The organism is Micromonospora inaquosa (genome assembly GCF_003857055.1).
Classification (GTDB): domain Bacteria; phylum Actinomycetota; class Actinomycetes; order Mycobacteriales; family Micromonosporaceae; genus Micromonospora; species Micromonospora inaquosa.
On the sequence record NZ_QGSZ01000187.1, the window covers coordinates 71,968 to 84,130 of the forward strand.

Here is a 12,163-nt window from a genome sequence, read left to right on the forward strand (position 1 = left end):
GTGTCGAGCACTGACCGGAAAACCCGCGCGGACATCGAGGATGACCTGCGCAAGATCGCGGCCGAGGTCTTCCCGAACCACGACGTCGAGCTGACCTCGAACACCCCGCTGTTCAACGGCGGGCTCTCCCTGAACTCCACCCAGATGATCGAGCTGACGCTGGCCTTCGAGTCGTACTACGACATCGAACTCGAACCGGAGCTGCTGACGGTGGAACATTTCGCCACCCTCGGCTCGCTCGCGACGATGCTCGAAGACCAGCTCAACGACGACTCCTATGTCTGATGCTGTCCGGGTCGTCCTGGTGCACGGCAACGCCGGAGCAACCATCGACGGCATCTGGTTCCCGTACCTCAAACGGGAGCTTGCGGCGCGTGGCCACAACGTGGTGGCACAGACCTTCCCCGACCCGATCAAGGGCCGAATGCGGTACTGGCTGCCCTACCTGACCGATGTCATCCGGCCGGACGACCAGACGGTCATCGTCGGGCATTCGTCAGGGGCCCTGACCGCACTGCGGTACGCGGAGTCGGCGCCGCTGCTGGGCACCTTCGTGGTGGCCGGGCACCACACCGACTGCGGCTTCGAACTCGAACGGCGCAGTGGATTCTTCGACCGGCCATGGGACTGGGCGGCGATCAAGCGGAATCAACGCTTCATCGTCCAGTTCCACTCGACGGACGACCCGTGGGTCCCCGTCGATGTGGCCCGGGAGCTGCACCGGCTGGCCGGCAGCCGCCTCACCCTGATGGAGGGGATGGGCCACTTCGGCTCGTACGACCAGAAGTTGGACACCTTCCCGGAGCTGCTGGAGGCGGTGTGCCAGCAACTCGAAACGGTCGACCGGTGACCGAGGCTCCGCTCCGCTTCGTCGACGAGGTCCTCGACCGCCGCCACGACGACGACGCCGTGGCGGTGGTCGACCTGGCCACGAACGATCAGGTGTCCTATCGGACGTTGGCCCGGCGCACCCAGGCGCTGACCGACCTCCTGGCTCCCCTCGTCGGGCGGCACGACACCGTCGCGATGGTGATGGAGAAGTCCATCGACTCGGTGGTGTGCATGTTCGCGGCGCTGCGGCTCGGCGCGCGGTACGTCCCCGTCGACGAGTCGTTGCCGCCGGCCCGGACAGCGCTGCTGTTCGCCAGGTGCCGCCCGACGGTGACGGTGGCTCATCCGCAGCATCTCGGGCTGGTCGCCGAGGCAGGGGCCGGCACCCTGCTGGTCGCCGGTGACTCCTGGGACGTGCGCGCCGAGGTCGACTACCGGCCCTCGGAGTACGCGGACAGGGGGCCGGACGACCAGGCGTACGTCATCTTCACGTCGGGATCGACCGGCGGCCCGAAGGGCGTCATGATCAGCCACCGCAGTGTGTGCGCGCTACTCGAAGGCGTACAGGAGGTGGTCGGCTTCCCGGAACGGATGCGATACCTGAACGTGGCGCCGCTGTTCTTCGACGCGTCGGTGGTCGATCTGTACTCCACCTTCCTGGTCGGCGGCAGCGTGCACCTGCTGCCCCGGCTGTCGATGGCCGGCCAGGTCACCCAGGCGTGCGAGCGGTGGCGCATCACCGATGTGCTGCTGGTGCCCTCGGTCATCCGGATGCTGCTCGGGCGGTTCAGCGACATCGACCGGCGCGATCTGAGCTCCCTGCGACGCCTGTGGTTCGGCGGCGAGTCGTGCCCGACCTCGCTCCTGCGCGCGATGGACAAAAAGCTTCCCGGTCTGACCTATGTGCACGGCTACGGTCCGACCGAGACCACGCACAGCGCCACCCTCTACCTGACCGACGACATCGCCGGCCACGACGACGAGTATCTGCCGATCGGAGCCCCGCTGCCCGCCGTCGACGTCCTGATCGTCGACGACGACCTGCGACCGGTGCCCGACGGCGATACGGGTGAGCTGCTCATCGGCGGCCCGCAGGTCATGCTGGGCTACTGCGCGGAGCCGGCGAAGACCGAGCAGGTGCTGATCACGCGCGGCTCCCCGGAGATCCGGTACTACCGGTCGGGCGACTTCGTTCGGCGTACCGGCGCCGGTCAGCTCGTCTTCGTCGGCCGCCGCGACGATGCCGTGAAGATCGCCGGAAACCTCGTGCACACCTCCGAGGTCGAAGCGGCCGCGCTCGCCGTGGACTGGGTGCTCGACTGTTGCGCGGTGGTGACTCAGCACCGGGTCACCGGCCGGGCCATCACCCTCTTCGTCCTCGGTGCCGACCGGGCCGGAGCCGAAACGGACCTGGGAACCGAGCTCGCGCGCGTGTTACCGCCGTACATGGTTCCGGCCGAGATCGTCATGATCGACGAGGGGGACGTCGGCCTGACGCCGACCGGCAAGCTCGACCGGGGCCGCCTGCGCGGACTGGTGGCGTCCGATGATCGATGACGAGATCGCCGCGTTCACCCGGCGGGGCGTGCTCACCGTGGTCCCACGGGCGACGTCCGGGCGCAGCCTCGACGACCCCGCCGAGCTGCTACGCCACCCGGTCGAGGAGTTCCTTCCCGCGCCGGCCACCGTCGACCGGGTCGCCGACGCGCTCGTGCGGGAAGGCCTCGCGATCGAAGCGCGAACCGACGCGGGCCTGACGGTCAGCGGTGAGCAGCGCCTGCTCGCGGACGTCTTCGGCAGCGTCGTCACCGTGATACGCAACAAGTACATCCGTGATTCCCCGCGGTACGAACTCGTGGCGCGGGGGCCGCTCCGGTCCCGGGTGTGCACCGACCTCATCGGTGCGGTCTCGGCGCCGCGATCCGGATTCGAGCTGACCGCGAGCGCGTCGCCGCCGGCGGTACGCGGAACCGGGCACCACCTCAGCCTTCCGGACGACGCGGTTCGAGTGGCCGGAGCCGAGGAACTCCACGCCGCTGGCGTCCGCGGCGACGGCGTCCGGGTCGTGATGGTCGACACCGGCCTCTATGACCATCCGCACCACCGACGGCACGGCTACCGGACCTCGGTCGTCGCCGCCCTGCCGCAGCTCGATCCCGCGGTCGACGAACGCGGTCACGGCACCGCGATGTCGGCGTTGCTGCTGGCGGTGGCGCCCGACGTGTCCCTCACGATGGTCAAGATGGCCACCGAGGGCTTCTCGTTTCCCGTCGCCGCGTTCCAGCGGGCGGTGCAACTGGAACCTGACATCATCTCCTGCAGTTGGGGCACGCTGCGCTCGGAACCCCATCTGCATCTCGAGGTCGCCAACGCGATCCGGCGGGGCTGCACCGTGCTGTTCGCCGCGGGTAACGGCTCGACCGACCGGCCGACAGCGATGTTCCAGTCCGTCGCCACCCCTGGTGCCATCACCGTCGGCGGCGTGCACATCGGCCCCGACGGGGCGCTGCGGGCCGCCGATCTCGCCTCCAGCTACCGGTCGGCGGTCTTTCCCGGACGGGCGGTGCCGGACGTGTCCGGCCCGTGCGGCATGTTGCCCAACGGCAATTACATCCTCTTCCCAACCCAGCCCGGATGCCTGTTCGACCGCCGCAACAGCACGTACGACGGTACGGGTGCGGATGACGGCTGGCTCGTGTCAAGCGGCACGTCGGGTGCTACGGCATACGCCGCCGGCGTGGTGGCGCTGGCGATTCAGCAGGGCCGGGCGTGCACTGCTGAATCGTTAGCGGCCTACTGCGCGCCGGTTACGCGGGGTCGTTCCATCACCGGCGACGAGTGCGGCGCGGAGAGCCCGAACCCGGCCACCGGTCACGGTCTGCTTACCGCGCACCGATTAGACGGGGCTGTCGCTGCTGATCGGCCGCTGTTACGCTCCTCGATGGACAGACGGGGGATCTCTGCGTGAATGGACCATTGCGTGCCGCCGCCAGAGAATCCCAGACAACTGATATCCGACCCCATCAGATCGTGCGCTTCGTCGGCGGTCGCGGGGTCGCGGCGTTGGCCGACCAGTTTCTGTTGTTCGCCATCCCGCTGCTGGTCTTCAAGACGACCGGCAGTGTCGCCGCGAGCGGGCTCGTCTTCCTGGTCGAGTGGCTTCCGCGGGTCATCTTCGTCCCCGTTGCCGGGGTGCTCGCCGACCGGGTCGACGGCTACCGGCTCTATCTGACCGCCGACACGGTCCGGGCGTTCCTCGCCGCCGCCGCCTTCGCCGCCGTACTGGCCTGGCCGGGCGCGACGGTGGTGACGCTGAGCGTTCTCGCCGCATCGATGTCCCTGGCCAGCGCCCAGGCGTACATCGCGATGGAGACCACTCTCCCCCGGTTCGTGCCCGCCGAGCACATGGTGCGGGCCCAGTCCGTCATCCAGGGCACCGAGCAGGCGAGCACGGTGCTCGGACCGGCCCTCGCGGTCCTGCTGGCCACTCTGCTGGGCACGACCGACCTGCTGCTGGTGACCGGGGTGCTCTTCGCGCTCACCGCGCTCAACGTCCTGACGCTTCGCGGCAGCCTGCGCAGCGCGGTCACCAATGCCGAGCCCACGACGGTACGCGGTGTGCTGGCCTCAGTGGCCGAGGGCGCGCACACGCTGTTCAAGCTCCCCGCGATGGTGGGCCTGGTCGGGCTGACGATGATGGTGAACCTCATGGTCGGTGTCGGCATGGCGACCAGCGCGGCCATCACCACCGGCACGTTCGGCAAGCCCGACCGCTACTTCGGTGTGCTGTCCTTCGCCGAAGGCGTGCTCTCCCTGTTGATCTTCTTCATCATCCCGCGACTGTCCCGGCGAATCAGCTCGCTGGTCGCGATCCTGGGCACCTTCGTGATCATCTGCCTGGGCGGGCTCACGATCAGCCAGGCGAACACGTTCACCCAGTTCGCCATCGGTTACACGTTGCTGATCGGCACGGTCGGCATCCTGAACGTCTTCATCCGCGCCGAACGAATTCGCCGCATTCCCCGCGAACACCTCGGCAAGACGATAGGCCTCATCGTTCTGCTGAACCAGGTGTCCCTGCCAATCTCGGGTTTCGTCGTCGCCATCTTCGCCACCGCGCACGGCCCACAGGCCGTACTGCTCGGCGCGGTGCTCGGATCCGTTCTCGTCGCCGTTCTGTTGCTCCCACTGGTCCTTCAACTGAGGTATCCCCATGCGCATCCTGATCCTGCACCGAATCACCGATGACATCATCCGTTATGCGAATGGCCTCGACTTCGAAGCTCACGAGGTGACGTTCATCGGTACGGCCGAGCGCATGGCGACACTGCCCGCACGGCTGCCCGGCACACGGATCGAACGGCCCGGGACCGGCGCCACGGAGACCGAGGTGGTGGCGGCGCTCGCCGGTCAACCACAACCCGATCTGGTCATCGCCCAGTCCGAGTTCGACCTGATCGCCGCGGCTCGCATCCGGGAGGCGCTGGGCGTGCCCGGCCCGCGCGAGGCCGACGTGCTTCCCGTACGGGACAAGGTCATGATGAAGGCCGCCGCTTCCCGAGGGGGTCTGCGTGTGCCGCGCTATCTCCCGCTGACCTCGGCCCTCGCCGGAGCCGCCATCCCATGGCGGGGCAGGACGGTGCTCAAGCCGCTCGACGGCGCTTCCAGCCAGGGCGTACGCGTATTCGACACCGCCGAAGCCGCCCTCGAAACGGTACGCCGCGACGGCCTGCCCTCCGACACGGGCCCGAGCGGCTTCGAGATCGAGGAATTCGTCAGCGGCCCGATCATCCACGTCGACGGGCTGGCCGTCGACGGCACACCGGTCACCCTTCAGGCCAGCCGGTACGTCGGCACCTGCCTCGGGTACGCCGAGGGCAGCCCGCTCGGCTCGGTGCAGACGGACACCCCGCCGGCCGTCGTGGAGTGGACCACCGCCTGCCTACGGGCCGTCGGCATCACCACGAGCCTGTTCCACCTCGAAGGCATCGAGACGCCCGACGGCCTGGTCTTCCTTGAGGTGGCGAGCAGGTTCGGCGGGGCCGGCGTGGCCGACACCTTCGAACTGGCGACCGGCGTGCACATGCCGTCAGTGCAGCTGCGGGCCCTCTCGACGCCCGGTGCCTCCGCCCCCGAGGCGCGCCCCGCCGGCCCGGACGCCCGGTACGCCTGGTTCATCTTTCCCGGTCACACCCTGGGCGCGAAGTTCTGCACGATCGAGGGCGCCGACGAGTTCCGGCACAGCCCGCTGACCTGGCGCTGGGTGCAGCGCACCGAGGACGAGCCGGTCAGTCAGGCCCTGAGCTACGCCGAGTACGACGTACCCGTCGCCGGTATCGTCGGCCCGGCACCCACGGCTGTGCTCGAACAGTTCCTGCGGGACATGTTCGCCTCGGTCAAGGTCACGGCCGTCGACAAGGCGGACAGCCATGTCTGAGCTGCTGCTGGTCGGGGTCGGCTTCATGGGCAGGCCGTACCTCACCGCCGCGCGACGGCTGGGTCTGCGGGTGGCCGCCGTGGAGGGCGCGGCCCGAGCCGCGGACACGGCCGGGCTCGTCGACCACATCCGGGTCGCCCCTGGCAACCACGACGAGCAGTGGGCCGCAGGGGCCTGGGCCGCCGCGGCTGACCGCAAGCCGGCGGGAGTGCTGGCGTTCACCGAGAACAACGTGCTCGGTGCGGCGCTGCTGCAGGACCGGCTCGGCGTGCCCGGCCCGTCGCTGCACGCCGCGACGGTCTCCCGTAACAAGGCTCTGCAGAGGGGCCTGTTCGCGGCAGCAGGCATCCGCCAACCTGAACACCTGATGACCGACGATCTGGAATCGGCGCGCGACTGGGCCGCAGCCCACCTGCCGGTTGTCGTGAAGCCACTGTCCTCCGCGGGGAGCGAGGGAGTCGAACTGGTCGAGGACCTGGACTCCTTCCAGGACGCTGTAGCACGCCGGAACCACGAGGGCCGGCTCCTGGTGGAGGCGGCGGTGGACGGCCCGGAATACAGCTGGGAAGCGCTGCTCAGCGAGGGGAAGGTGTGGCTGGCCAACCTCACCGCCAAGGAGACCGCCGAGCCGCCGCACTTCGTCGAGACAGCGCATCGCACGGGCATCCAACTCGACCACGAGGCCGCCGCCGAGGTGACGGAGTTCTGCGCCGCGGTGGTGGCTGCCCTCGGCATGCGTACGGGCATCGTGCACCTCGAGTTCCGGCTCGCCGCCGACGGGCCGACGCTGATGGAGGTCGCCGTCCGGACCCCCGGCGACTACCTCATGGATCTGCTCAGCCTCACCTACGGGCTGGACTGGTTCGAGATGGTCGTCCGGCTCGCCATGGCGATGCCCCTGCCCGAACCACCGCCGGGCCCCGTCGCGTACGCGGCGAGCTATCTCCCCATCGCGCCGCCCGGCATCCTGGTCGAGATGCGGGGCATGGCCGAGATCGAAGCACACCCGGCCTTCGTCACCTGCGGCTGGTGGAAGCACCCCGGCGACGTCGTGCCGGCGACTACCTGGAGCGCGGACCGCGCCGGCTACCTCATCGTCTCGGCCGAAACGCCGGCGCTTCGCGACGAAGCACTGGACTTCGTCCGCGAGACGCTGACCATCGTCACCCGCCCAGGCTGAGTGGTGCGATCCGGGATGGCCTCGGCCTTGCCCAAATCATCTTAGTCATTAAGATAACTGCATGGGCAGATCGACCGACTTCTCAGTGGCAATCGCCGGCGCGGGCCTCTCCGGCCTCTGCCTCGCCCAGTACCTGACGCGCGCCGGCATCGACGTGAACGTCTACGAGCGGGACTCTGGCCCGTTCGTCCGGCGGCAGGGCTACCGGATCATTCTCGACCGGTACGGACTGGAGGCGCTGCGCGAAAGCCTGCCCCGCGCGCTGTACCACCTGGCGCTGGCCACCGGCGACGAGCCCGGCGGGCACCTGCGCTTCACCGACAGCCGGCTGCGGGACGCATTCACCATCACCTTCAAGGACGAGCCGCACGCGACGCGCCAGGTCGACCGGCTGACCCTGCGGTCGATCCTGCAGTCCGGCCTGAACGGGCGCATCCACTACGGCAAGGACGCCGTCGCGGTGGACAGCGGCGGCCCGGCAGGGCTGCGGCTGCGGTTCTCCGACGGCGGGGCCGCCGCGGCAACCGTCGTCGTGGGCGCGGACGGTGTCGGCTCGGCCCTGCGCGCGCAGCTCATGCCGGACGCCGACCCGGCGAACACCCCGATGGCGGGCATCTACGGCCGGTCGCCACTGCTGCGCAACGGCGAGAGCGTCATCCCCGAAGCGCTGCGTACCAGCGGGGTCCTGGCCATCGCCGACCTGCCGGGCCGCGCCTTCTTCTTCACCTCCATGCGGTTCGGCGAGAGCCCGCCGGAGGCGTTCGCGCGCCTCGCCCCGGGCAGCTATGCCCCCACCGGCTACGACTACGTCATGTGGGGGCTGCTGCTCCAGCAGGAGGAAGTGCCCGTCAGCATCCGCGGGGACCTGCTGTCGCTGTGGAGACTGGCCTCCCGGATGAGTGCGGACTTCCACCCGGTCATCCGGCGGCTGGTCGGCACTGCCGAGTTGGACGCCACGGTGCTCAACCTCTTCGCCACCGGCCGGCGCCCGCGCCGGTGGGCGGTGCCCCGAGCCACGATGATGGGCGACGCCGTGCACGTCATGCCGCCGTTCGGCGCTCACGGCGGCAACACCGCGCTCCGCGACGCCGCCCTGCTCGGCCGCAAGCTGGTCGAGGCCCAGGCCAGCGGCGCGCCGGTGGAGAAGGCGATCGCCAGCTACCAGGACGAGATGGTGCCCTACGCGTTCCGCGCCGTCGACACCGCCGCCGGGTTGATGCGCCGCCTCACCGGGGGCGCGAGCGCACCGCACTGGGTGCTGACCCGCGTGTTACCTCGGCTGCACCGGGTCACCGTACCGGAGGCATGATTGCGGGCATGTCCCACGAGCCGGCCCGTGCGTCCGCGATCGCCGACCTCATGCGCGCCGGGCGGGAGATGTCGCGGCTGTCCATGGTGTTCCGGTACGCCATCGCGGAGCGGCTGGGTCTCACCGTGAGCGACCTGGAGTGCCTGGACCATCTCGCGGACGTCGGATCCGCCACCGCGGGGCAGGTCGCCGAGCGGACCAACCTCACCACCGGGGCGGTGACCAGCATGCTCCGCCGGCTCCAGCAGGCGGGTTACGTGACGACCGAGCGCGATCCGGCGGACCGGCGGCGGGTGATCGTCACCCTGCGACCGGAACGGATCGCCGAGTTGAAGCGACCGTACGAGCGGTTCGCCGAGCGGGCGGAGTGGCTCATCGAGAGCTACAGCGCCGAGGAGGTCACGCTGCTGGTCCGGCACTATGACCGCATGCAGGCGATGTACCTCGCCGAGTTGGACCGCCTCCGCGGCGGTCCGCCCGAAGCGGCATCACTCGACTGACCGCGCCCCCGGGCCGCCACCGAACGGCAGACCGCTGCGGCGAGCCGACCCACAGCCAGCGGGGCCACGGCCGTGTCCCAGCCGCGGCGAGTCGCCGCTCAACACCTGCGCCAGTCGCGCCACTCCTCCAGCCCGACACCGGCCTTGTACCGTCTCTGCCTACGACACCGGTTCCAGTACGACCACCGGGATCTGGCGGGTGGTTTTCCGTTCGTAGTCGGCGAAGCCTGGATACGCGGCCTTCTGCGCGCTCCAGATCCGTTCCCGCTCGTCCCCGGCGGCAACCCTGGCGACCAACTCGACCTTGTCCGTACCGATCTCCGCCTGGGCCCGCGGGTGAGCGAGCAGGTTGTGGTACCAGTCGGGATTGGTCGGCGCACCGCCCTTGGACGCGAACACGGCGTAGCCGCCGTCCACCTTCTGGTACATCATCGGGTTCACCCGAGGCTGGCCGCTCTTGGCGCCGACCGTGTGCAACAGCAGCAGTGGCGCGCCAGCGAACTGACCACCGACCTGCCCACCGTTGGCACGAAACTCTGCGATGATCTTGTCGTTCCAGTCGCTCATGCCTTCTCCTCGCTCGCGCGAACCGGCTTCACGGACACGATACTGACAGTCTCGGCCGGGGCGTGACACCGCGAGCACGCACCAACGAGCCGGCGAGGGGCACGCTTTCCTGATCCAAGATGCGAGGCTGAGCAGGTGACTTACCAGCTCGCGCGCCGCGTTTACGACACCTGCCATCTCACCGGACAGTTCCGCCTACGATCCGGGCAGGTCAGCGAGGAGTACTTCGACAAGTACCTGTTCGAAGGGCAGCCGGCCCTGTTGCGCGAGGTGGCCGAAGCGATGGTGGCTCTGCTGCCGGAGTGCGATGTGCTGGCGGGAATGGAGATGGGCGGCATTCCCCTCGCCACGGTGATGTCGCAGCTGACGGGGTTGCCCACGGTCTTCGTGCGTAAGCACGCCAAGGAGTACGGCACCAACAAGGCCGCCGAGGGCGGTCCGGTGGACGGCCGGCGTGTCGTAGTGATCGAGGACGTCGTAACCACCGGCGGAGCACTACTGGCGTCGTGCGCACAGCTACGGTCCATCGGCGCCCAGGTGGAGACAGTGGTCTGCGCCATCGACCGCGAACAGGGCGGTCGGGAGAATCTGGCGGTCGAGGCGCTACAACTCCGCGCCGCCCTCACCCGCCGCGACCTGGAAGCATCAGTGCTGGCGTGAGGGCGCTGGTCCCGCCCAACGAACGGCAGCCGAAGTGCTGAAGCCGCTGCCTGACGACCTGAAGCCGTTCATCGCGGCGAACCCTCGACGTGCCATCGGGGTCGGTCGCGCAACCCGTCCCAGACAGGGCATAGTGGCCCGCGGCACCATCGGCCGGTGTTGCCCTGCTCGTGGAGAAGGTGGTTGGAAGTGACGACGCGCGTACGGGTCCGATGGACCCGAGCTGCCGCACTGATCACGCTGACCGGGGGGACGCTCGCGGTGTCGGCGGCACCCGCGACGGCCGCCCCGGAGACCGTCAGCATCTTGAGCGTGTCGGCGGAGAACGTGAAACCCAACGAGACGGTACGCGTGCGGTTCCAGGTCACCAACAACGGAAGCAGGGCCGAAACGGCCATCGTGGTGGTCGGCGGCGGCTTGCGATGCACCTCCGGATGCCGGGCAGAGCCGAACCTCGGAGCTGGCCGGAGCCAGACCTTCGACACGACGCTCGTCGCCCCCGAGGCTCGCCCAGGTGAGATCACCGGCCTCAACATCTCGATCGGCGTGCGGCTCGGCGGGCAGAACAGCTATGACCACAAGATGGTCTACGTCCACGGCCCGGGCGCTTCGTCGTCCGGCGGGAACAAGCCCGCGGCCGGGGTGAAGGGGGTCACCGGCCGGGTCCGCGACGCCGACGGAAAGGCGATCGGCGGCGTGGCCCTGACCATCCAGGACAGCGCCGGACACGAGTACCGGACGACCAGTAGCCCCAGCGGCCAGTTCTCGATCACGTCGAGCGCCAGCAAGACAATCGCTGGAGGAAGCATCACGGTCCGTGCGGCCATGGACGGCTACCGCACCGCTCGCACGACCGTACGCGGCAGCGCCGGCGACGTCGCGACAGTCCGGCTGACCCTCACCGCGGTGGCAGCGCCCACCAAGGCGTCGCCGTCGGCCGCCGCAGCGGCAAGCCCGGTCGCCGCGGCGGCCGACGGCGCCCCCGAGGTTGCGCCGCCCACCCTCAAGGCCGTCAGCGACGAGGGAAGCAGCACGTCGCCGTTCTTCTTCCTGGGCGGCCTGCTGGTCGCCGCGGGTCTGGGCGCGCTCGCACTGGTGGTGATGCGTCGGAGGAACGCACCGGACGCGGTTGTTCACTCGACGACCCAACCGCTGCTGCCGGACGGTGGGGGCATGGCCGACGCTCCGACCGCGGTACTGCGCACCGTGCCGGTGGGCGGCGGGATCCCGGGCTCGTACGGCGCGCCCCCGCAGGGTGGCGTCCGCACTCCCCCGACTTTCCCGGGATCTGTAAACAACCCTTGATATTAACCGTCACGAACGTCAATATGTGGAGGTCGCGGGTCGTCGAAGCCTGGGGAGTGAGCCATGAGAAGCCGTCGCATAGTCGCAGTGGTAGCAGGGGCGGCACTGACCGTCACGACCGCCGTCGCCTTCGTCCCCAGCAGCATGGCGGCCGTGTCCTCGGTCGGCGCCGCCCCGATGGTGGCCTGCACCGCCCCGGCCTGGGCCGAGGGCCCCACCTACCAGGCGGGCGCCCAGGTCACCTACGGCGGAAGGCTCTACCAGGCACTGGTCACCCACACCGCGCACCCCGGCGCCGGCTGGAACCCCGCCGCGACGCCGTCGCTCTGGCGTGACTCTTTTACACATCTCCGAGCCCACGAGACGCGTAGTAA

At 69.5% G+C, this 12,163-nt stretch carries 13 protein-coding genes; 12 read left to right on the top strand and 1 reads right to left on the bottom strand.

Translation table 11 applies throughout. The annotated features are described in order from the left end of the window. The 9 genes from DLJ59_RS11830 to DLJ59_RS11870 all read left to right on the top strand — a co-directional run bounded on the left by DLJ59_RS11830 (position 1) and on the right by DLJ59_RS11870 (position 9,257). Positions 1-285 (top strand): acyl carrier protein, encoded by a 285-nt coding sequence (locus DLJ59_RS11830; protein WP_124772549.1) that lies wholly within the window; start codon positions 1-3, stop codon positions 283-285. Beyond that, a complete protein-coding gene (locus tag DLJ59_RS11835) occupies positions 278-850 on the top strand; it encodes an RBBP9/YdeN family alpha/beta hydrolase (RefSeq protein ID WP_124772550.1) in 573 nt (190 codons plus the stop codon). Before DLJ59_RS11830 ends, DLJ59_RS11835 begins: the two co-directional genes overlap by 8 nt. Beyond that, complete coding sequence (locus DLJ59_RS11840; protein ID WP_124772551.1) at positions 847-2,388, top strand: amino acid adenylation domain-containing protein; 1,542 nt, start codon at positions 847-849, stop codon at positions 2,386-2,388. The genes DLJ59_RS11835 and DLJ59_RS11840 overlap by 4 nt, the downstream gene beginning before the upstream one ends. After that, positions 2,378-3,799 carry a S8 family serine peptidase gene (locus tag DLJ59_RS11845; RefSeq protein ID WP_124772552.1) on the top strand — a complete coding sequence of 474 codons (1,422 nt, stop codon included), beginning with the start codon at positions 2,378-2,380 and terminating at the stop codon, positions 3,797-3,799. The genes DLJ59_RS11840 and DLJ59_RS11845 overlap by 11 nt, the downstream gene beginning before the upstream one ends. A 62-nt stretch (positions 3,800-3,861) precedes the next feature. Then, positions 3,862-5,079: an MFS transporter gene (locus DLJ59_RS11850; RefSeq protein ID WP_208648645.1), complete on the top strand. Its 1,218-nt coding sequence runs from the start codon at positions 3,862-3,864 to the stop codon at positions 5,077-5,079. Beyond that, positions 5,045-6,268: an ATP-grasp domain-containing protein gene (locus DLJ59_RS11855; RefSeq protein ID WP_208648646.1), complete on the top strand. Its 1,224-nt coding sequence runs from the start codon at positions 5,045-5,047 to the stop codon at positions 6,266-6,268. The genes DLJ59_RS11850 and DLJ59_RS11855 overlap by 35 nt, the downstream gene beginning before the upstream one ends. After that, on the top strand, positions 6,261-7,448 hold the full coding sequence (locus tag DLJ59_RS11860; protein ID WP_124772553.1) for an ATP-grasp domain-containing protein: 1,188 nt from the start codon (positions 6,261-6,263) through the stop codon (positions 7,446-7,448). The genes DLJ59_RS11855 and DLJ59_RS11860 overlap by 8 nt, the downstream gene beginning before the upstream one ends. A 61-nt stretch (positions 7,449-7,509) precedes the next feature. Next, on the top strand, positions 7,510-8,757 hold the full coding sequence (locus DLJ59_RS11865) for an FAD-dependent oxidoreductase (protein ID WP_124772554.1): 1,248 nt from the start codon (positions 7,510-7,512) through the stop codon (positions 8,755-8,757). A gap of 8 nt (positions 8,758-8,765) precedes the next feature. Further along, positions 8,766-9,257, top strand: coding sequence for a MarR family winged helix-turn-helix transcriptional regulator (locus DLJ59_RS11870; protein WP_244235973.1), 492 nt, complete (start codon positions 8,766-8,768; stop codon positions 9,255-9,257). A gap of 159 nt (positions 9,258-9,416) precedes the next feature. On the opposite strand, the gene DLJ59_RS11875 is transcribed toward DLJ59_RS11870, so the two are convergent. Beyond that, the gene (locus tag DLJ59_RS11875; RefSeq protein WP_124772556.1) at positions 9,417-9,824 is read right to left on the bottom strand and encodes a nitroreductase family deazaflavin-dependent oxidoreductase; all 408 of its coding nucleotides are present in this window, start codon (positions 9,822-9,824) and stop codon (positions 9,417-9,419) included. Between the two features lie 135 nt (positions 9,825-9,959). On the opposite strand from DLJ59_RS11875, the gene pyrE reads away from it, so the two are divergent. The 3 genes from pyrE to DLJ59_RS36920 form a co-directional block, all read left to right on the top strand. Beyond that, positions 9,960-10,484, top strand: a complete 525-nt coding sequence (gene pyrE, locus DLJ59_RS11880; RefSeq protein WP_124772557.1) for an orotate phosphoribosyltransferase — start codon at positions 9,960-9,962, stop codon at positions 10,482-10,484. A gap of 189 nt (positions 10,485-10,673) precedes the next feature. Continuing rightward, positions 10,674-11,789, top strand: coding sequence for a carboxypeptidase-like regulatory domain-containing protein (locus tag DLJ59_RS11885; protein WP_124772558.1), 1,116 nt, complete (start codon positions 10,674-10,676; stop codon positions 11,787-11,789). 63 nt (positions 11,790-11,852) lie between these two features. Continuing rightward, positions 11,853-12,163: carbohydrate-binding protein (locus DLJ59_RS36920; RefSeq protein WP_341869583.1), on the top strand; the 311-nt coding region annotated here is incomplete at its 3' end.